This is a genomic window from Microbacterium galbinum, from assembly GCF_023091225.1.
In the GTDB taxonomy this organism is placed as follows: Bacteria; Actinomycetota; Actinomycetes; order Actinomycetales; family Microbacteriaceae; genus Microbacterium; species Microbacterium galbinum.
The window spans coordinates 554,959-574,069 of the sequence record NZ_JAHWXM010000001.1 but is presented as its reverse complement, the minus strand read 5'-3'; the positions used below and the strand labels follow the sequence as shown (position 1 = coordinate 574,069).

At 68.2% G+C, this 19,111-nt stretch carries 20 protein-coding genes and 2 tRNA genes; 12 read left to right on the top strand and 10 right to left on the bottom strand.

Going from position 1 to position 19,111, the window contains the following annotated elements; all coding sequences use genetic code 11:
- Window position 1 precedes the first annotated feature (1 nt).
- The 3 genes from KZC52_RS02885 to orn all read right to left on the bottom strand — a co-directional run bounded on the left by KZC52_RS02885 (window position 2) and on the right by orn (window position 1,458).
- On the bottom strand, window positions 2–640 hold the full coding sequence (locus KZC52_RS02885) for a LysE family transporter (RefSeq protein ID WP_247622560.1): 639 nt from the start codon (window positions 638–640) through the stop codon (window positions 2–4).
- A gap of 79 nt (window positions 641–719) precedes the next feature.
- Window positions 720–795, bottom strand: a tRNA-His gene (locus KZC52_RS02880).
- A 36-nt stretch (window positions 796–831) separates the two neighbouring features.
- Window positions 832–1,458: an oligoribonuclease gene (orn, locus tag KZC52_RS02875; RefSeq protein WP_247622559.1), complete on the bottom strand. Its 627-nt coding sequence runs from the start codon at window positions 1,456–1,458 to the stop codon at window positions 832–834.
- Window positions 1,459–1,518: 60 nt separating this feature from the next.
- On the opposite strand from orn, the gene KZC52_RS02870 reads away from it, so the two are divergent.
- Window positions 1,519–1,590: transfer RNA gene (locus tag KZC52_RS02870), tRNA-Arg, on the top strand.
- 16 nt (window positions 1,591–1,606) lie between these two features.
- Here KZC52_RS02870 and KZC52_RS02865 read toward each other — a convergent pair.
- Window positions 1,607–1,879, bottom strand: a complete 273-nt coding sequence (locus KZC52_RS02865; RefSeq protein WP_247622558.1) for a hypothetical protein — start codon at window positions 1,877–1,879, stop codon at window positions 1,607–1,609.
- Window positions 1,880–2,070: 191 nt separating this feature from the next.
- On the opposite strand from KZC52_RS02865, the gene KZC52_RS02860 reads away from it, so the two are divergent.
- The 4 genes from KZC52_RS02860 to KZC52_RS02845 all read left to right on the top strand — a co-directional run bounded on the left by KZC52_RS02860 (window position 2,071) and on the right by KZC52_RS02845 (window position 5,389).
- A complete protein-coding gene (locus KZC52_RS02860; RefSeq protein WP_247622557.1) occupies window positions 2,071–2,583 on the top strand; it encodes a single-stranded DNA-binding protein in 513 nt (170 codons plus the stop codon).
- 72 nt (window positions 2,584–2,655) lie between these two features.
- A complete protein-coding gene (locus KZC52_RS02855) occupies window positions 2,656–3,147 on the top strand; it encodes a DUF6993 domain-containing protein (RefSeq protein ID WP_247622556.1) in 492 nt (163 codons plus the stop codon).
- 61 nt (window positions 3,148–3,208) lie between these two features.
- Complete coding sequence (gene ettA, locus KZC52_RS02850) at window positions 3,209–4,888, top strand: energy-dependent translational throttle protein EttA (protein WP_247622555.1); 1,680 nt, start codon at window positions 3,209–3,211, stop codon at window positions 4,886–4,888.
- A 6-nt stretch (window positions 4,889–4,894) separates the two neighbouring features.
- Complete coding sequence (locus tag KZC52_RS02845; RefSeq protein WP_247622554.1) at window positions 4,895–5,389, top strand: acyl-CoA thioesterase; 495 nt, start codon at window positions 4,895–4,897, stop codon at window positions 5,387–5,389.
- A 24-nt stretch (window positions 5,390–5,413) separates the two neighbouring features.
- On the opposite strand, the gene KZC52_RS02840 is transcribed toward KZC52_RS02845, so the two are convergent.
- Window positions 5,414–6,301, bottom strand: coding sequence for an acyl-CoA thioesterase (locus KZC52_RS02840; RefSeq protein ID WP_247622553.1), 888 nt, complete (start codon window positions 6,299–6,301; stop codon window positions 5,414–5,416).
- Between the two features lie 49 nt (window positions 6,302–6,350).
- On the opposite strand from KZC52_RS02840, the gene KZC52_RS02835 reads away from it, so the two are divergent.
- Window positions 6,351–7,022: a DUF8185 domain-containing protein gene (locus KZC52_RS02835; protein ID WP_247622552.1), complete on the top strand. Its 672-nt coding sequence runs from the start codon at window positions 6,351–6,353 to the stop codon at window positions 7,020–7,022.
- Between the two features lie 15 nt (window positions 7,023–7,037).
- On the opposite strand, the gene KZC52_RS02830 is transcribed toward KZC52_RS02835, so the two are convergent.
- The 4 genes from KZC52_RS02830 to pepN form a co-directional block, all read right to left on the bottom strand.
- A complete protein-coding gene (locus tag KZC52_RS02830; RefSeq protein ID WP_247622551.1) occupies window positions 7,038–8,696 on the bottom strand; it encodes an FAD-binding dehydrogenase in 1,659 nt (552 codons plus the stop codon).
- Entirely contained in the window at window positions 8,693–9,142 is a 450-nt protein-coding gene (locus KZC52_RS02825; protein ID WP_247622550.1) for a globin, read from the bottom strand. The genes KZC52_RS02830 and KZC52_RS02825 overlap by 4 nt, the downstream gene beginning before the upstream one ends.
- A complete protein-coding gene (locus KZC52_RS02820) occupies window positions 9,139–10,215 on the bottom strand; it encodes a mechanosensitive ion channel family protein (protein ID WP_247622549.1) in 1,077 nt (358 codons plus the stop codon). Before KZC52_RS02820 ends, KZC52_RS02825 begins: the two co-directional genes overlap by 4 nt.
- A gap of 100 nt (window positions 10,216–10,315) precedes the next feature.
- Complete coding sequence (gene pepN / locus KZC52_RS02815) at window positions 10,316–12,868, bottom strand: aminopeptidase N (RefSeq protein WP_247622548.1); 2,553 nt, start codon at window positions 12,866–12,868, stop codon at window positions 10,316–10,318.
- A 123-nt stretch (window positions 12,869–12,991) separates the two neighbouring features.
- On the opposite strand from pepN, the gene KZC52_RS02810 reads away from it, so the two are divergent.
- From KZC52_RS02810 to KZC52_RS02790, 5 genes are read left to right on the top strand one after another with little or no spacing between them, the layout of a single operon-like run.
- Window positions 12,992–14,176: a ferrochelatase gene (locus KZC52_RS02810; RefSeq protein ID WP_247622547.1), complete on the top strand. Its 1,185-nt coding sequence runs from the start codon at window positions 12,992–12,994 to the stop codon at window positions 14,174–14,176.
- 38 nt (window positions 14,177–14,214) lie between these two features.
- Entirely contained in the window at window positions 14,215–14,700 is a 486-nt protein-coding gene (locus tag KZC52_RS02805; RefSeq protein WP_247622546.1) for a ribose-5-phosphate isomerase, read from the top strand.
- Between the two features lies 1 nt (window position 14,701).
- A complete protein-coding gene (locus KZC52_RS02800) occupies window positions 14,702–15,700 on the top strand; it encodes an Fpg/Nei family DNA glycosylase (protein ID WP_247622545.1) in 999 nt (332 codons plus the stop codon).
- A 35-nt stretch (window positions 15,701–15,735) separates the two neighbouring features.
- Window positions 15,736–16,377, top strand: coding sequence for an FMN-binding negative transcriptional regulator (locus KZC52_RS02795; protein ID WP_247622544.1), 642 nt, complete (start codon window positions 15,736–15,738; stop codon window positions 16,375–16,377).
- A complete protein-coding gene (locus KZC52_RS02790; RefSeq protein WP_247622543.1) occupies window positions 16,374–17,870 on the top strand; it encodes an amidohydrolase in 1,497 nt (498 codons plus the stop codon). The genes KZC52_RS02795 and KZC52_RS02790 overlap by 4 nt, the downstream gene beginning before the upstream one ends.
- Window positions 17,871–17,931: 61 nt before the next feature.
- On the opposite strand, the gene KZC52_RS02785 is transcribed toward KZC52_RS02790, so the two are convergent.
- On the bottom strand, window positions 17,932–18,417 hold the full coding sequence (locus KZC52_RS02785; protein WP_247622542.1) for a Dps family protein: 486 nt from the start codon (window positions 18,415–18,417) through the stop codon (window positions 17,932–17,934).
- A 140-nt stretch (window positions 18,418–18,557) separates the two neighbouring features.
- Between KZC52_RS02785 and KZC52_RS02780 the strand changes: the two genes are divergently transcribed.
- Window positions 18,558–19,094, top strand: coding sequence for a gamma carbonic anhydrase family protein (locus tag KZC52_RS02780; protein WP_247622541.1), 537 nt, complete (start codon window positions 18,558–18,560; stop codon window positions 19,092–19,094).
- Window positions 19,095–19,111: the final 17 nt, after the last annotated feature.

Below are 19,111 nucleotides of genomic sequence, written 5' to 3'. Positions count from 1 at the left end.
ATCAATGCAGGAAGACGAGGAGCCCGGCGACCGCGATGAAGAGGATGCCGAAGACGGTGTTGAGGGTGCGCTGGCCCTTCGCCGTGCGCGTGAAGCGTCGGAACGGCCGGGCGGCTGCGGCGAAGAAGCCCCACATCACGAGGACGTCCACGACGATGACCGTGGCCAGGAGGATCAGGTATTGAGGCAGTTGGGGTTCGTCGAGGCGGATGAACTGGGGGATGAAGGCGAGGAAGAACACGATCGCCTTGGGGTTGAGCAGGTTGACCCAGAAACCCCGACGGATCATGGACCAGTGGCCCTCGTGCGCATCGACCAGGTCGAGTGCGTCGTCGGCGACGGCGACGGGAGCCGTGGGCTTCGCCAGGATCAGGCGCAGGCCGAGGTAGACGAGGTAGGCAGCACCCGCGTAACGGATGCCGTTGAACAGCAGTTCGGACCGCGAGACCAGCAGCCCGACTCCCGCCGCCACCACGACCACGTGCACCACGAGGGCGAGCTGCTGCCCGATGATGCCCCAGATCGATCGACGCCAGCCCTGGGAGAGGGCGTTCGACATCGTATTGATGGCGCCGGCGCCCGGGGTGAAGCTGATCACCACGGATGCCGTCAGAAGCGAGAACCAGACCGCGAGTGACACCTCGTCAGTCTAGGGGCGCGACTCGGAGCGAGATCCCGCAAAGCGAAAGGCCCGAGTCCGGGGACTCGGGCCTTTCGTATGGGGTGAGTAACGGGACTCGAACCCGCGACATCCGGCACCACAAGCCAGCGCTCTACCAGCTGAGCTATACCCACCATGTGCCTACCGGAGCAGGCAACCAGACGAGTCTATTACATGTTTGGGGTGAACTCCGACACGGTGCGCTGAGCGATGGTCTTCGCGTCGTCGCTCGAGGGGCCGGGCTCGTCGACGAACACCGCCTCCCGGTAGTAGCGGAGCTCACGGATGGACTCGAGGATGTCTGCGAGCGCGCGGTGCCCGCCGTCTTTGGACGGAGCCTGGAAGAAGACTCGCGGGTACCACCGGCGCGAGAGCTCCTTGATGCTGGATACATCGACGTTGCGGTAGTGCAGCCACTGATCGATTGTCGGCATGTACTTCGCGAGGAACATGCGATCGGTGCCGATCGTGTTGCCGGCGAGGGGCGCCTTGCGCTCGACGGGGACGAAGCGACGGATGTAGGCGAGGGTCTGCGCCTCGGCCTCTTCGAGCGTCACTCCGAGGGGGATCTCCTCGATCAGGCCCGACTTCTCGTGCATCTTGGTCACGAAGTCGTTCATGTTCTCGAGCGAGGCGGCGCTCGGGCGGATCACGATCTGGAATCCGGGATCGACGGGTTGGAGTTCGAAGTCCGTGATGACGACGGCGATCTCGACGAGTTCATCGATCGAGAGATCGAGCCCCGTCATCTCACAGTCGATCCATACGAGACGATCGTTCTCCGACGCAGATACCATGCCGTCATACTATCGACGGCTCCGACATCGGAGCGCGAGCACGGTACGGTAGTGCTATTCGCCTCCGTAGCTCAGCGGAAGAGCAGCGGCCTTCTAATCCGCCGGTCGCAGGTTCGAATCCTGCCGGGGGCACGACTGCGTCATCGGTTCACGAGTAACGCAGCGCGGATACCGCGTCGTCGACCCGCCAGAACTCGCCGATCAGTCGGAACGCACCGGTCTCGAGGTGGAGACGCTCGGCGCGATAGCGCAGACCGAGCGGATCGGTGGCGACGCGAAGGTGGCCGAGGACTCGGCCGGACGCGTTGTCCTGCACACGCCACAACTGATCGGCGGCGCGGATCAGGTGTTCACGCGTCGAGGCGATGCGGGGCGTCGTCCAGGGCTGTGCGGTGGTGGGTGCGATCAGTGTGTCGTTCATGAGTTCTCCTCTCACCTCGAACGTATGACCGACCACCGACATTCGGATTGACGGCCTGGGGCACTCTTCCTGCACGCTGACCGGGGATTCCCGTTCGTCCACCAACCGCGTGATACTCGTCCCGCAGTGCCATTTGCCTGCCGCAGTCTGGAGCGAGCCGAGCGGAAGACTCGGGAGCGAAGGAGAACGAGATGATGGATACCGTGACGATCGTCGGCAAGGTGGCGACCGACCCCAACCAGGCGCAGACGGGCGGAGGCGTCGCCGTGACGAACTTCCGTCTCGCGAGCACCCATCGCCGATTCGATCAGTCGGCCCAGGCCTGGGTCGATTCCGGAACGAACTGGTACTCCGTCGCCGCGTATCGGCAGCTCGGCGAGCATGCGAAGGCCTCGCTGCGCTCCGGCGACAGCGTGATCGTCACCGGGCGTCTGCGGATCCGCAATTGGGAGAGCAACGGCAAGAGCGGCACGAGCGTCGACATCGACGCCGATGCGATCGGGCACGACCTCCGGTGGGGGACGACGGCCTACCTCCGTTCGAGCCGCACGACGCCGGCCGCCGAGGTGCCGACCCCGGCTCGCGACACCGACGGGGAGGATCGCGGCGACGAGGAGTCCGCGCCGCTCGCGCTCGACACGGCATGGGCCGAGACGGACACCCCCGCGGTGGACGAGGAAGCGACGGCGCCGGCACTCTACTGAGCCCGCGCGCGGCAGCGACTCCCGCCGTGTCGTGTGACGGCGATCGTCGGCACGTCCCCGTAGACTCGGGGCGTGCTTCGACGATCGGTCCTCCCCGTCATACGCGCGGTCGTCGGTGCGTCCGTCGCTGCGGCCGCTGTTCTCGTGCTCGCGGGCTGCGTGGGCGACCCCGATCCCGCGCCCACGTCTTCGGCTCCGTCGCCCTCGGCGACCGACGCCCCCGTGGCGGTCGCCTTCGTGCCCGACGGCTCCGCCGACGACAACCTCCCGATCTTCACTCAGACCGCACAGGGCGTGTGGGATTCCGAGCAGCGCGGCGAGGGGCGAGCGTACATCGACGCGCTGGTGGGCGTCGGCTTCGACAAAGCGGCGATGCAGGTCACCAACGACCAGTCGACCGTGGGGAACGCGGCCGAGAGTCTGCAGTTCTCGGTGCGCTGGGGCGACACCGAGTGCCTCATCGGCCAGGTCGGTCCGTCGACGGGCCAGCTGGTGACGCGGGTGATGCCGCAACTCGCCGAGGGGCGATGCCTCATCGGCACCACGCGCGCGATCGACTGGTGACCCGCACTCCAGCCGGTAGGCTGGAGTGTCGATCAGACGCCGACAGAAGGAGCGATTCCCGGTGGCAGAGTACATCTACTCGATGGTCCGTGCGCGCAAGGCGGTGGGCGAGAAGCTCATCCTCGATGACGTCACGATGGCCTTCCTCCCCGGAGCGAAGATCGGCATGGTCGGCCCGAACGGTGCCGGTAAGTCGACGATCCTCAAGATCATGGCCGGCCTCGACACGCCCTCCAACGGCGAGGCGAAGCTCTCGCCGGGGTTCAGCGTCGGCATCCTGATGCAGGAGCCGGAGCTCGACGAATCCAAGACGGTGATCGAGAACATCCAGGACGGCATCGCCATCAAGGCGAAGGTCGACCGTTTCAACGAGATCTCGGCGCTGATGGCCGATCCCGACGCCGACTTCGACGCCCTCCTCGCCGAGATGGGCACCCTGCAGGAGGAGATCGACGCAGCCGACGGATGGGACCTCGACTCCCAGCTCGACCAGGCGATGGATGCGCTCCGCACCCCGCCGGCCGATGCGGCGATCGCTCCGCTCTCCGGTGGTGAGAAGCGCCGCGTGGCTCTCGCCAAGCTGCTGCTGCAGAAGCCGGATCTGCTGCTGCTCGACGAGCCCACCAACCACCTCGATGCCGAGAGTGTGCTCTGGCTCGAGCAGCACCTGCAGGCGTACAAGGGCGCGGTCATCGCGATCACCCACGACCGGTACTTCCTCGACCACGTCGCCGAGTGGATCGCAGAGGTCGACCGTGGTCGCCTGATCGGCTACGAGGGCAACTACTCGACCTACCTCGAGAAGAAGGGCGAGCGCCTCGAGATCCAGGGCAAGAAGGACGCCAAGCTCGCGAAGCGCCTCAAGGAGGAGCTCGAGTGGGTCCGCTCCAGCGCGAAGGGACGTCAGACCAAGTCGAAGGCGCGTCTCGCCCGCTACGAGGAGATGGCATCCGAGGCGGAGCGCACCCGCAAGCTCGACTTCGAGGAGATCACGATCCCCGCCGGTCCTCGACTCGGCAGCATCGTCATCGACGCGAAGAACCTGCAGAAGGGCTTCGACGGTCGCTCTCTCATCGATGGACTCAGCTTCAACCTGCCGCCCAACGGCATCGTCGGCGTGATCGGCCCGAACGGCGTCGGAAAGACGACGCTGTTCAAGACGATCGTGGGCCTGGAGCCGCTCGACGGCGGCACCCTGAAGATCGGTGAGACGGTCAAGATCAGCTACGTCGACCAGTCTCGGGCGAACATCGACCCCGACAAGACGCTGTGGGAGGTCGTCTCCGACGGACTCGACTTCATCACCGTCGGCAAGACCGAGATCCCGTCGCGCGCCTATGTGTCGAAGTTCGGTTTCAAGGGGCCGGACCAGCAGAAGAAGGCCGGTGTGCTCTCCGGTGGTGAGCGCAACCGTCTGAACCTCGCCCTCACGCTCAAGGAGGGCGGCAACCTGCTCCTCCTCGACGAGCCCACCAACGACCTCGACGTCGAGACGCTGAGCTCGCTCGAGAACGCGCTGCTCGAGTTCCCCGGCTGCGCCGTGGTCATCACGCACGACCGGTGGTTCCTCGACCGCATCGCCACGCACATCCTGGCGTACGAAGGCACCGACGAGAAGCCCGACCAGTGGTACTGGTTCGAGGGCAACTTCGAGGCCTACGAGGAGAACAAGATCGAGCGCCTCGGGCCGGACGCGGCGAAGCCGCACCGGTCGACGCACCGCAAGCTCACGCGCGACTGAGCGCCGATGTCCGATTCGAGCACAGCGGCAGGTCCCCGTCTGCACATTCCCATCCACCTGCGGTGGGGAGATCTGGACGCATTCAACCACGTCAACAACACCTCTATGCTCAAGCTCCTCGAAGAGGCGCGCGTGCGGGCGTTCTGGCGTGCGGGACCGGGGGAGGAAGCCCCCTCGACCGCTGTGCTCGATTCGGGGATCGATGAGGGCGTGCTCACGCTCATCGCCCGCCAGGAGATCGAGTACCTCGCGCCGGTGCCGTACCAGCGCCGGCCGCTCGAGGTGCAGATGTGGTTCGGAAAGCTCGGCGGATCGAGCGTCGAGGTCTGCTACGAGGTGCACAACGACCCCGCGTCCGAGCCGCGCACCATCTACGCCCGCTCGACCGCGATCATCGTGCTCGTCGACGCCCGCACCGGGCGGCCGACCCGCCTCACCGGAGAGATGCGCGAGGCGTGGGAACCCTACGTCGGCGCGTCGATCGAGTACGCGCACCGCTGAGCGGGTCGAGCCCTGGATCGTGGCTCAGGCGCCTTCGGGCACGCGGATCATGATCTCCTGCGCGACGCTCGCGACCAGAGCTCCGTCGCGCGTGTAGATGCGTCCCGTCGCGAGTCCGCGACCCCCGCGGGCATTCGGCGACTCCTGCACGTAGAGCAACCACTCGTCGACCCGCGCCGGACGATGCCACCACATGGCGTGGTCGAGACTCGCCACCTTCAGCCCGGGAAGCGCCCAGTAGACGCCGTGCGCCCGCAGGATCGACTCCTGGATCGTCATGTCGCTGAGGTACGCGAGAGCCGCGCGGTGCAGTCGCGGATCGTCGGGAAGCGGTGCGCGCATCCGCATCCACACCGCCTGACGGGGTGCCCGCTCGTCACGGCTCGGCAGGTAGAGCGGGTGGCCGACGTGACGGATGTCGGCAGCGCGGTCGGTCAGCATCCGCACCGTCCCGCCGGGTAGGCCCTCGACCGTCGCCTCATCCGGGGCGAGTGTCTCCGGATCGGGGATTCCCTCGGGTAGCGGCTCGGCATGCTCGACGCCGGGATCCTCGTCCTGGAACGAGGCGATCATCGAGAAGATCGGCACCCCGTTCTGGTACGCCTGCGACCGCCGGGTGGAGAACGACCGCCCGTCGTGGATGCGATCGACCGCGATCGTTATCCCCTGTGCGGAATCGCCCGGGCGCAGGAAGTAGCCGTGCATCGAATGCACCGGTCGGTCTTCGGGGAGCGTGCGCTCGGCGGCGATGAGGCTCTGGGCGAGCACCTGGCCGCCGTAGATACGGCCGGTGGGCATCGGGTGCGACGCGCCGGTGAAGATGTCCTCCGTCGTACGCGCCTGCGTCGAATCGAGATCGAGCACCTCGAGCAACTGCTCGACGGTGCGGACGGCGTGGCTCTCCGCGCTCATATCTCCCTCTCCGCGGCCGGACCACCGCTCCGTTGATAGTTTAGAACCCGTGCCCCACGACCTCCTGCTCGCCGACCGCGAGACCGCGAAAGACGTCCTCACCTTCCTGGGACGGGCGGCGCGGATCACCGACGAGGGGGTGCGTCTGCAGGCGGCGAACGGAGTTCTCGCGTTGACCACCGCGGCGCTCGCTCCGCAGGGGCTGTTCGACCAGACCCCCACCGTGCTGGCGATGCGCATCGTCCATGCCGATCCCGAGCTGCAGTGCGACATCGTGGTCGACCGACTCACAGCCGGTGACGACGACGTGCGACTCGCACTACCCGAGACGGGTCTCTCCCCGGCGTGGGCGGGTGTCGCGCCGCCGCGAAGCGGATGGGAGCAGATCGCCGCGCTTCCGGCATCCGTCATCGCGAATCGTGCCCAGTGGGGGATCTCCGCCGTCGCGCGCGGTGCGACTCCCGGCGCCGGAGAGGAAGCCGTCCGCGCGTTGCGTGCGGCAATCTGGGGCGAACCGGACGAGGAGGTGGCGGGCCTGCCGCGCGGGATCGCCTTCGCGGCCGACGCGCTGGGATTCATCTCGGGTGAGGAGCAGGTGCCGGTGACGCGCTCGGGGCGATGGTCTCGCCTCGCATTCCGTCGCGGGCATGTGCTCGCGCGCGGTCCCGTCGCGACCGGACTCACCGCCGTGCGGGGTACGGGACTCCAGGGCTCGATCTAGCCGCCGGCTGCCGGCTCATCGCGCCGCGGCGCGTCCTGCCTGCCGTCCGGAGAACAGGCAGCCGCCCAGGAACGTCCCTTCGAGCGCGCGATAGCCGTGCACGCCACCGCCGCCGAAGCCGCTCGCCTCGCCTGCCGCGAAGAGACCGGGGATGGCAGAGCCCTGGCCGTCGAGCGCACGCCCGTCGAGATCGGTCTGGATGCCTCCGAGCGACTTGCGGGTGAGCACATGGAGCTTCACGGCGACCATGGGGCCGGCGGACGGGTCCTGCAGACGATGCGGTGCGGCTGTGCGGATGAGCTTGTCGCCGCGGTAGCTGCGCATCGAGCGGAGCATGCCGATCTGGGCATCCTTGGTGAACTCGTTCTCGATCTCCCGATCACGCGCCTGCACCTCGCGCCGCACGGTGTCGATGTCGAGGTGTTCTCCGCCCGGATGCGCCTGCATCTGCTCGAGCAACGACTCGAGATCGTTCTCGACGATGAAGTCAGCGCCCTCATCGAGGAACGACTGGACGGGGCCCGTCGGTCCCTTGGCGAGACGCGACTTCAGCAGCAGCCCGACGTCCTTACCGGTGAGGTCCGGGTTCTGCTCGCTCCCGGAGAGCGCGAACTCCTTCTCGATGATCTGACGGGAGGTCACGAACCACGAGTGGTCATGGCCCGTCGTGCGCAGGTGAGCCAGGGTGCCGAGCGTGTCGAAGCCCGGATACAGCGGTACGGGAAGGCGCGATCCGGTCGCATCGAGCCAGAGCGATGAGGGACCGGGGAGGATGCGGATGCCGTGCGACGGCCAGACCGGATCCCAGTTCGTGATGCCCTCGACGTAGTGCCACATGCGGTCGCCGTTGATCAGCCGGGCGCCGGCCTCGGCGGAGACGCGCTGCATCGAACCGTCGACGTAGGCGGGCACCCCGGTGAGCATGTGGGCCGGGGGAGTGCCGAGCCGCTCGGGCCAGGCCGCACGCACCAGATCGTGGTTGCCGCCGATGCCGCCCGAGGCCACGATCGTCGCGCCCGCACGGATCTCGAAGTCGCCGACGATCTCTCGGGAGGAGGGGATGCCGCGCTCTTCGCCGTTCGAGGCGAGGATGTCGCCGCGTGCACCCGATACGGCGCCGTCGGCCGTGAAGAGTGCGGTGACGCGATGGCGGGGCAAGACGGTGAGCCGCCCCTCGCGCTCGCCCTGTTCGACCCGGGCCGCGAAGGGAGCGACCACTCCGGGGCCCGTGCCCCAGGTGATGTGGAAACGCGGCACGGAGTTTCCGGGGCCGATCGCTCCATACCCTCCGCGTTCCGCCCATCCCACGACGGGGAAGAAGCCGACGCCCCGTTCGCGCAGCCAGGCGCGCTTCTCCCCGGCAGCGAACTGCAGGTAGGCCTCCGCCCATCGGCGCGGCCACTCGTCCTCCGGGCGGTCGAAACCGGCGGAGCCGAACCAGTCCTGCGTCGCGAGCTCGATCGAGTCGCGGATGCCGAGGCGTCGCTGCTCGGGGGAATCGATGAAGAACAGTCCGCCGAACGACCACCACGCCTGTCCGCCGAGGTTCGTGCGCGGCTCCTGATCGATGAGCACGACGCGGCGACCGGCGTCGAGCGCCTCGGAAGCGGCGACGAGTCCGGCCAACCCCCATCCGATCACCAGGACATCCGTGGACAGGGGTGAGTTCGTCATGGTGTCTCCGTTGATTCCTGACGTGAGCGGGTCTCGAGCGTGGGGCGTCCGTCGGCGCCGGCACCGATTCCCGACGGCTCGAACGTGTTCACCATGGCATATGCGGCGCGCTCGAGGTAGTCCCAGAGCGTGGATTCGTGCAGAGGCGACAACTCCGCCTCGTCGACGGCGGTGCGCATGCAGCGGAGCCAACGATCGCGGGCGTCGGGGTCGACGTGGAACGGCATGTGGCGCATGCGCAGCCGCGGGTGCCCACGGGTCTCCCCGTACGTGGTGGGCCCTCCCCAGTACTGCTCGAGGAACAGCAGCAGCCGCTCTTCCGCGGGACCGAGATCCTCCTCGGGGTACATGGGCTTCAGCACCGGATCGATCGCGACCTCGCGGTAGAAGACCGAGACGATCTTCGCGAACGTCTCGCGGCCGCCGACCTCGTCGTAGAACGTCACTTGTCCGTGCTCCCGTCGCCCGTGGTGGGCTTCTTGCGCCGCCAGATCCCGCGGTCGGGGATCACCGGAACGCCGGTCACGGCGTTCGGACGCGTCTTGGGGGGATTCGCTCCGCGTACGCGTCGCGCTCCGTCGAGGCCGGTGGGGATCACGGCGTGCATGCGGGGGATCGCGATCTCCTTCTCGGCCAGTGCCGAGCGCAGACGCTTGCGCAGCTCCTGAGCGACGTCGTCCTTCGCGTTCGCGCGGGCCTTGATCACGATGCGCACGACGAGGGCGTCGCCCTCGATCGATTCCAGGCCCCACAGCTCGGGCTTCTCGACGATCCGGGTGCGCCACTTCGGGTCCTTCGCGAGGGCGAGGGCGGTGTCGAGCATCGTTTGCTCGACCACTTCGAGATCGGAGTCGACGGGCACGCCGATGTCGATGATCGCGCGGGCCCAGCCCTGCGACATGTTGCCGATGCGCAGGACCTCGCCGTTGCGCACGTACCAGAGGGTGCCGTTGACATCGCGCACCTGCGTGATGCGCACGCTCACGTACTCGACCACGCCGGTCGCGAGACCGAGGTCGACGACGTCGCCGATGCCGATCTGATCCTCGGCGACGAGGAAGATGCCGTTCAGCACGTCCTTGACGATGTTCTGGGCGCCGAAACCGAGGCCGGCACCGACCGCGGCGGTCAGCAACGTCAGGGAGCCGAGCAGGCTGTTGTCGATCGCGTTCACGATGAGCACGAGCGCGATGATCACCAGCATCACGTTCACGATGTTCTGGAGGATCGACCCCAGGGTGCGTGTGCGCTGCACGAGGCGCATGTCGGCGAGCGGTGAGCGTTCCAGGGCCTGCGTGTCGTCTACGGATGCCTTGTTCTTCGCGCTGTCGACGATGCGGTGCACGACCCGACGGATGACCACGCGCAGCACGAGGGCGATGAGCACGCAGCTCACGATGATGATCGCGACCAGGAGTGCTTTGCCTCCGACGATCCCCAACACGCGGAGCGTCTCCTCCCAGATCGCGGGGACGTCGGTCGGCTCGACGGGATCGGTGTTCTCGAACGGAATGATCATCGCCACCGATTCTAGCGATCGGGTCTCGGTGCGGGCTGGGTACGAGAAGGGGCCCGGGGCGACGTCGTCAGACGCACCCCGGGCCCCGTCCCGCAGACGCTCAGTCGTCGCTGTCGCGGGACTGCGCGGTGAGCGCGCGCTCGACGTCGGCGAGGTTCTCGAGCACGAGGCGGCGCAGCGCCGGCGCCGCATCCTGATGCTCGGACAGCCACGCGCGCGTCGCGTCGCGAAGAGCGACATCGGCCAGTGCCGTCGGGAACAGACCCGTCACGAGGTACTGCGCGATCTGATAGGTGCGCGACTCCCACACGGGGAGGAGCATCTCGAAGTACGGCCCGACGAACTCGCGGAGAGCTTCGGCACCCGCGGGGTGCACGAAGCCGAGAGCCGCGGAGCGGACGATCGTGTTCGGGGCATCGTCACGGTCGACGAGAGAGGCCCACGCCGCCTTCTTGGATGCGACGTCGGGGAGAGCCGCACGTGCCTGCGCGGCGAACTCGCCACCCTTGGAGGTGTTGTCCGCGGCGAGAGCGGCGTCGATCGTCGCGGCATCCGTGGCCCCGATGGTCGCGAGGCCCACCAGCAGCTGCCAGCTCAGGTCGGCATCGATCTCGAGACCGGGCAGCGTCTCCTCGCCCGAGCGCAGGCGACCGACGATGCCCGCGTGCTCCGGCGTCACGAGAGAGGTGGCGAAGGCGGTGACGAACTGCAGTTGGCTGTCGCTGCCGGACTCGGCCGACTCGGCGAGTGCCCAGAGGCCGTCGGCGACCTTGAGTCGCGCCGCGTCGCGCTCCTCGGGCGCGACGTAGAGCGTCGCCGCCGTGCGCAGCTGCGCGAGCGTCGTGCGCACGGTCGTCGACTCGCTCTCCCGGCCGATGTTGCCGAGCACGAGATCGATGTAGTCGGATGCCGCGCTCTCGGCGTCGCGGGTCTGATCCCACGCCGCACCCCAGACGAGCGAGCGCGCGAGCGGATCGTGGATGTCGGCGAGGTGCGCGATCGCCGTGGCGAGCGAGCGCTCGTCGAGGCGGATCTTCGCGTAGGCGAGGTCCTGGTCGTTCAGCAGCACGAGGTCGGGCTGGGCCAGGCCCTGCAGCTCCGGCACCTCGGTGCGATCGCCGTCGACGTCGACCTCGACGTAGTGCGTGCGGCTGAGTGCACCGTCGGTCAGGTTGTAGAACCCGATGCCCAGACGGTGCGGGCGGATCGTCGGGTAGTCGGCCGGGGCGGTCTGCGTCACGGCGAAGCGCGAGATCGTGCCGTTGCCGTCCTCCGCGATGACGGGCTCGAGGGTGTTGACCCCCGCGGTCTCGAGCCATTTCTTCGACCACGTGCTCAGGTCGCGTCCGCTGGTGGCCTCGAGCTCGACGAGCAGATCGCTCAGCTCGGTGTTGCCCCACGAGTGCTTCTGGAAGTACTGCGAGACACCGGCGAAGAAGGCCTCGATGCCCACCCACGCGGCGAGCTGCTTGAGCACGGAGCCGCCCTTGGCGTACGTGATGCCGTCGAAGTTGACCTGTACGTCCTCGAGGTCGTTGATCTCGGCGACGATCGGGTGCGTCGACGGGAGCTGGTCCTGGCGGTACGCCCAGGTCTTCTCCATCGCGTTGAAGGTCGTCCATGCCTCGGTCCACTCCGTGGCTTCGGCGGTCGCGATGGTTGACGCCCACTCGGCGAACGACTCGTTCAGCCAGAGGTCGTTCCACCACTTCATGGTCACCAGATCGCCGAACCACATGTGTGCGAGCTCGTGGAGGATCGTGACGACACGACGCTCCTTCACGGCATCCGTCACCTTGCTGCGGAAGACGTAGGTCTCGGTGAAGGTGACAGCGCCGGCGTTCTCCATGGCTCCGGCGTTGAACTCCGGCACGAAGAGCTGGTCGTACTTGGCGAACGGGTAGGGAACGCCGAACTTGGACTCGTAATAGGCGAAGCCCTCACGGGTCTTGTCGAAGATGTAGTCGGCGTCGAGGTGCTGCCAGAGGCTCTTGCGTCCGTAGACACCGAGGGGGATGACGCGGCCGGATGCGCTCGTGAGCTCGGAGAAGGTCGACTCGTACGGGCCGGCGATCAGGGCCGTGATGTACGAGGAGATGCGGGGGGTCGGCTCGAAGCCCCAGGTCGCGGTGACGTCGTCGTCGTGCACGATGGGCTCGGGCGTGGGGGAGTTCGAGATCACCTTCCAGGCGGCGGGCGCCGTGATCGTGAACTGGAACGTGGCCTTCAGATCGGGCTGCTCGAACACCGCGAACACGCGACGGGAGTCGGGCACCTCGAACTGGGAGTAGAGGTAGACCTCGCCGTCGACGGGATCGACGAAGCGGTGCAGGCCCTCGCCCGTGTTCGTGTAGAGGCAGTCGGCGTCGACGACCAGCACGTTCTCGGCCTGCAGGCCCGTGAGGGTGATGCGCGAGTCCGCAAAGACCTCGTTCGGGTCGAGCTGCTCGCCGTTGAGCGAGATCTCGCGCACATCGCGCGCGATCAGGTCGATGAACGTGAAGCTGTCGGGCGTCGCGGTGAAGCGGACGACGCTCCGGGATCCGAAGATCTCGGCGCCCTTCGTCAGGTCGAGTGCGATGTCGTACGACTCGGTGCCGACGACGTCGCGACGCTCCTGCGCTTCGATACGGGTGAGGTTCTCTCCAGGCACAGCTTTACTCCCAGGGGTGAGGGGTCGTCGCCGGGGAATGGCGCAGTTGGCGCCGACGGCAACCATGACAGACTACGCCAGCGCGCGACCCTCGCCACTCCGTCGAGGTGAAAGGATAGGAGGGTGAGCGCGATCGAACCCGTAGTCGTCCCCTTTGCCTCTGCTGCCGCGGCCGGAGGTGCAGCCATCGTCACGACCCCCGTCGCCTACGACGGGATCCTCCTCGCCGGCTTCGGCGGACCGGAGGGGCAGGAGGACGTGATCCCCTTCCTGCGCAATGTGACGCGAGGGCGCGGCATCCCCGACGAGCGGCTCGAAGAGGTCGCACATCACTACCGTCACTTCGGCGGCGTGAGTCCGATCAACGGCCAGAACCGCGCGCTCAAGGCGGCGCTCGAAGCCGAACTCGCCGCGCGGGGCATCGATCTGCCCGTGTACTGGGGCAACCGCAACTGGACGCCGTATCTCGCGGACGCGGTGACGACGGCATCCGACAACGGTCACTCGACGCTGCTCGCCTTCGCGACGAGCGCGTACAGCTCGTTCTCGAGCTGCCGGCAGTACCGCGAGGACTTCGCGGGCGTTCTGCAGGAGACCGGCCTCGGTGACAGCGTCACGATCGACAAGATCCGCCCGTTCTACGACCACCCCGGATTCGTCGACGCCTTCGAGACCGGCGTCCGCGAAGCGATCGAGGGCTTCCTCGCCGACGGGATCGCGGCATCCGACATCCAGATCCTGTTCTCCACGCACAGCATCCCGACGGAGGACGCGCAGCGCTCCGGCGCGCGCGACATCGACTGGGGTGAGGGCGGCGCGTACGCGGCGCAGCACGAGGCCGTCGCGGCCTGGGTGATGGACCGCGTGCTGCAGACGCTGCCGACCGGTGCCGGTGTGTCGTGGGAGCTCGTCTACCAGTCGCGCTCGGGCCCCCCATCGCAGCCGTGGCTCGACCCCGACGTGTGCGACGTCATCGCCGAGCTGCCCGGGCGCGGACGCCGGGCCGTCGCCGTCGTTCCGCTGGGCTTCATGAGCGACCACATGGAGGTGCTCTGGGACCTCGACACCGAGGCCAAGGAAGCGGCGGAGGAAGCGGGACTCGCCTTCACCCGCACGCCCACCCCGGGTGTGTCGCCCACGTTCGTCGCCGGGATCGTCGACCTGATCCAGGAGCGTCTCGAGGGGCGTCCGCGGAGTGAGCGCCAGCACCTGACCGACCTTCCGGGCGGTTTCGACGTCTGCCGTCCCGGCTGCTGCGAGAACGTGCGCGCCGGCTTCAAGCCGGCGGCCGCGGGCATCGCCCCGTAGTCCGACACGATGTCGGTGGCGTCAATAGAATGAAGGCCATGCGCATCCACATCGCCACCGATCACGCCGGTCTCGAGTTCTCGACCCAGTTGCAGGAGCATCTGCGCGCGGCGGGCCACGATGTCACCGATCATGGGCCGATCGCGTACGACGCGCTCGACGACTACCCGGCGTTCTGCATCCGTGCCGCACAGGCCGTCGTCGCGGACCAGGCCGCGGGGATCGAAGCCGCCGGCATCGTCTTCGGCGGGTCGGGCAACGGCGAGCAGATCGCGGCGAACAAGGTGCAGGGCATCCGCGCCGCGCTCGTCTGGAACCTGTCGACCGCCGAGCTCGCCCGCGAGCACAACGACGCGAACGTGATCTCGATCGGCGCCCGTCAGCACACGTACGACGAGGTCACGTCGTTCATCGATCTCTTCCTCGCCACGCCCTTCTCGGGCGAGGAGCGCCACGTTCGTCGGATCGGGCAGATCGCCGACTTCGAGCGCGACGGCTCCCTGCTGCCGGACCCGCGGGCCTGACATGCCCGAGGGTCATTCCGTCCACCGGATCGCGCGCCAGTTCGACCGCAACTTCATCGGGAAGACGCTCTCCGCCGCCAGCCCGCAGGGCCGATTCGCCGAGGGCGCCGCGGTTCTCGACGGCCGATCCGCCGTGAGCGTGCAGGCCGTCGGCAAGCAGATGTTCCTCGAGGCCGAGGGCGACGTGTGGCTGCGCGTGCACCTCGGCCTCTACGGCGCCTGGGACTTCGCGGGAGAGATCCTCGTCGACCCGACGATCGCCTCGGCGAACGGTCGGATGGGGCAGACCAACCAGCGCGGCACGGTCATCGACGAGGAGATCCTCGACGACGCCGGAGAGAACTCGCTCGCATCGATCGGCGCCCCGCGGCGCACGCGCGTGCACGTGCGCATGTCGGAGCAGACCAAGGGCCTCGCCGACGAGGGCGTGGAGTGGCCGCCGCCCGTGGTCGGGCAGGTACGTCTGCGTCTGATGACCGACATCACCGCCGCCGATCTCCGCGGCCCCACCGCGTGCGTCCTGCAGACCCCCGACGAGATGCTCGCGACCATCGCGAAGCTCGGACCGGACCCGCTCGTCGGAGACCCGGTCGAGAACGAGGAGCGCTTCGTCCGCGCAGTGCGGAAGAAGCAGACGGTCATCGCCCTCCTGCTGATGGACCAGTCGGTCGTGAGCGGCATCGGAAACGTGTACCGCGCCGAGATGCTCTATCGGCAGCGGCTCAACCCGCACACCCCGGGACGTGACGTTCCCGAGGACGTCGTGCGTGCCCTCTGGCACGATTGGGTGCGGCTGCTGGCGATCGGCGTCGAGACCGGCCAGATGATGACGATGGACGACCTGTCGCCCGAGCGGTATCGAGCAGCCATGGCGAGCCGTGACGACAGGCACTGGGTCTACCACCGCGCGGGTCTGCCGTGTCGCGTGTGCGGTACCGAGATCGCCCTCGAGGAGATCGGCGCGCGCAAGCTCTACTGGTGCCCGCGCTGCCAGGCGTGAGAGCCCGGGATCGAGTCGAGTCCTAGGCTGGGAGGATGCGTCAGAATCCCAGCTTCACTCTCGCCGATCGGGCGGAGATCCGTCGCGTGATCGGGGCGAATCCCTGGGCCACGATCACGAGCAGCACCGCCGATGGACTCGTCGCCTCGCACTACGCCGTACTGCTGGACGACGCGAGCGACGACCTGACGGTGGTGGGTCACGTCGGCCGGCCCGATGACCTCATCCACGGACTCGGCGACGGTGAGATCCTCATCGTCTTCCAGGGGCCGCACGGTTACATCTCGCCGGGTTGGTACGGCGATGTGGCCGCTGTGCCGACGTGGAACTACACCGCGGTGCACCTGTCGGGCGTGCCCGAGATCCTGAGCGCCGACGAGAACCTCGCGGTGCTGGACCGTCTCGTCGACCGTTTCGAGAGCGAGCTTCCCGACCCGCGACGGATGTGGGAGCGGCCGAACGATGCGGCCTTCATCGAGCGTCTTGCGGCCGGCACCGTCGGCTTCCGGTTGACCCCGACGCGCGTGGTCGCGAAGCGCAAGCTCAGCCAGAACAAGCCCGCGGAGACGATCGAAACGGTCATCGGCGAACTGATCGGCGAGGGGCCGTACGCCAACCCGGCGTTGGCATCGGAGATGCGTCGGGCGCAGGACGCACGGAAGGAGAAGCGGGCATGAGCGTCGTCGGTGACGAGGTCGGGATGATCCGCGGGGTTCGCATCGCCGGACCCGGCCGCGAGTTCCTGATCGACGAGGAGCCGGTGGACATCGTGATCGCGGACGGACGGATTGCCGACATCGCGCCCGCCGGCGCCCTGCGCCCGAACGGTGCGGTGCTCGATGCCGAGGGGGCGTGGGCGGTGCCGGGGCTCTGGGACAACCACGTGCACACGGTGCAGTGGGCGTTGGCGGCCGAGCGCGAGCCGCTGGGTGACGCGCCCTCGGCCGCCGAGGCGGCGTCCCGGATGGGGGCGGTCGCGCCTCTGTCGGACGGGCGGCGCGTGGGAACGGGGTATCGCGACGCGCTCTGGGACGACCGCCCGACGCTCGCCGTGTTGGACGCGGCGACCGGTGACGTGCCGACGTACCTCATCAACGCCGACGTGCACAGCGTGTGGCTGAACTCCGCGGCGCTGCGGCGCGAGGGCATGTCGACCACCGACGGGGTGCTGCGCGAGGAGGGGGCATTCGAGATCTCGCGTCGTCTGAACGCGGTCGACCCCGAGCATGCGGACCGCGCAGTGCAGCGAGCGGGGGAGGAGGCCGCGGCTCGCGGGGTGACCGGGATCGTCGACTTCGACATGGCCTGGAACGCGGATGCCTGGCCGCGCCGTGTCGCGAGCGGGTTCGCCGCGCACCGGGTCGAGTTCGCGGTGTACCCGTTCGACCTGGCTCGGGCGGTGGCGGAGGGTCTTCGTACCGGTGAGCTCGTCGACGATGCGGACCTTCCGCAGGCGCGACGAGGCCTCATCCGGGTGGGACCGTTGAAGATCATCAGCGACGGCTCGCTCGGCACGCGGACCGCGGCGTGCACGCACGCGTACCCGGGCGATCCCTACAACTTCGGGGTGATGACGGTTCCCCGCGAGGAGCTGATCGGACTGCTGACCACCGCGACCGGCGCGGGCCTCGCCGTCGCCGTGCACGCGATCGGCGATCGCGCGGCCTCCACCGCGCTGGACGCCTTCGCCATGACCGGGGCCGTGGGCTCCATCGAGCACGCGCAGCTCGTCCGGCACGCCGATCTCGCGCGATTCGCCCGACTCGGCGTCACCGCGAGTGTGCAGCCGCAGCACGCGATCGACGACCGCGATCTCGCGGAGCGGCTGTGGGCGACGCAGGATTCCCTGGGGTACCCGCTCGCATCGCTGTTCGCCGCGGGGGCCGATGTGAGGTTCGGTTCCGATGCGCCGGTGGCTGCCCTCGACCCCTGGCAGGCGATGGCCGCCGCCGTCACACGCACCGAGAACGCGCGCGACGCCTGGCATCCCGAGGAAGCGGTGACCTTCGATCAGGCGCTGCAGGCCAGCATCCGGTCGACGAGCGTTCCCGGAGCTCCCGCAGACCTGGCGTTGTGCGCCGCGGATCCGCGGCGAGCGACGGGGACGCACCTGCGCGACATGTCGGTGGTCGCGACACTGCTCGCCGGTCGCGTCACCCACCGGGCCTGAACAGCACGAAGGGCCCCGGGATCGAATCCCGGGGCCCTTCTCTCGTTCTCGTGCGACGAGATTACGCGGCGATGTGCGAGACGAGGAACCAACGGTCCTTCTCGAGGCCGCGCATGATCTCGATCGCGACGTCCTGGCTCGTGAGGTCGACCTCGTCGAGGCCGTCGATCGCGGCCTTGGTGTCGACCAGGATCGCGTCGATGTCGGCGATCACGGCGCGGACGAGTTCGTCCGACTGCGTGAAGCCGGCGGGGACGCCGGTCTCGCCGGCCTTCGCGGCGACCGCGCTCACGCGGGCGTCGATCGGGAGACCGAGGGCGACGATGCGCTCCGCCGCGGTGTCGGCGAAGTCGCCGGCGTGGGCGACGATCGTGTCGAGGAGTTCGTGGACGCCGACGAAGTTGGCGCCGCGCACGTGCCAGTGCGCCTGCTTGCCGTTGATCGTGAGCGCCTGCAGGCCCAGGACGACGGGCGAGAGGAACTGTGCGGCGGCAGCAGCCACGGTGGGGTCGCTGGCGGTGGTGGAAACGGTCTGTACCTTGCTCATCTTGTGCTCCTCCGAGGTGCCTTTTCGTACCTGATGAAGACAACGCTACTCAGGTTGAAACATTCCGCAAGCAAGCTGAGGCTCCGCTAACCGTCCCGAAAATCCGCGGAATCACGCGGAAGTGAGGATAGTCTCGCCTCATGAGCATCGCATCCGGAGCATCCGTCCTCGCCCTCCCCGATCGGGAGCCGTCGATCGATCCCGAGGCGTTCGTCGCCGAGGGTGCTCGCATCGTCGGCGACGTCACTCTCGCGGCGTCGTCGAGCGTCTGGTACAACGCGGTTCTCCGGGCCGATTCGGCCTCCATCGTGATCGGAGCGGGCAGCAACGTGCAGGACAACGTCTCGGTGCACGTGGACGCCGGACACCCGGTGCTGATCGGGCGCCATGTGTCGATCGGGCACAACGCCGTCGTGCACGGATGCTCGATCGGCGACGGTTCGTTGATCGGCATGGGGGCGGTGATCCTCAGCGGCGCGGTGATCGGGAGCGGGTGTCTGATCGCGGGTGGTGCCGTCGTGCTGGGAGGCACCGAGGTGCCGGACGGATCTCTCGTCGCGGGCGTTCCTGCGAAGGTGCGTCGCGCCCTGACCGAGGAGGAGCGTGCCGGACTGCTCGCGAACGCCGACATCTATCTCGCGCACAAGCAGGTGCACGCGCGCGCGACGGAGGTATGACCCGGGGCACCGCTAGG

Coding starts and splice junctions, on each gene's coding strand:
- KZC52_RS02785 (WP_247622542.1), bottom strand. CDS start 18,417: ATGAGCAAGGTACAGACCGTTTCCACCACCGCCAGCGACCCCACCGTG.
- KZC52_RS02865 (WP_247622558.1), bottom strand. CDS start 1,879: ATGAACGACACACTGATCGCACCCACCACCGCACAGCCCTGGACGACG.
- orn (WP_247622559.1), bottom strand. CDS start 1,458: ATGGTATCTGCGTCGGAGAACGATCGTCTCGTATGGATCGACTGTGAG.
- KZC52_RS02840 (WP_247622553.1), bottom strand. CDS start 6,301: ATGAGCGCGGAGAGCCACGCCGTCCGCACCGTCGAGCAGTTGCTCGAG.
- KZC52_RS02805 (WP_247622546.1), top strand. CDS start 14,215: ATGCGCATCCACATCGCCACCGATCACGCCGGTCTCGAGTTCTCGACC.
- KZC52_RS02800 (WP_247622545.1), top strand. CDS start 14,702: ATGCCCGAGGGTCATTCCGTCCACCGGATCGCGCGCCAGTTCGACCGC.
- KZC52_RS02830 (WP_247622551.1), bottom strand. CDS start 8,696: ATGACGAACTCACCCCTGTCCACGGATGTCCTGGTGATCGGATGGGGG.
- KZC52_RS02860 (WP_247622557.1), top strand. CDS start 2,071: ATGATGGATACCGTGACGATCGTCGGCAAGGTGGCGACCGACCCCAAC.
- KZC52_RS02780 (WP_247622541.1), top strand. CDS start 18,558: ATGAGCATCGCATCCGGAGCATCCGTCCTCGCCCTCCCCGATCGGGAG.
- KZC52_RS02795 (WP_247622544.1), top strand. CDS start 15,736: ATGCGTCAGAATCCCAGCTTCACTCTCGCCGATCGGGCGGAGATCCGT.
- KZC52_RS02845 (WP_247622554.1), top strand. CDS start 4,895: ATGTCCGATTCGAGCACAGCGGCAGGTCCCCGTCTGCACATTCCCATC.
- KZC52_RS02820 (WP_247622549.1), bottom strand. CDS start 10,215: ATGATCATTCCGTTCGAGAACACCGATCCCGTCGAGCCGACCGACGTC.
- KZC52_RS02790 (WP_247622543.1), top strand. CDS start 16,374: ATGAGCGTCGTCGGTGACGAGGTCGGGATGATCCGCGGGGTTCGCATC.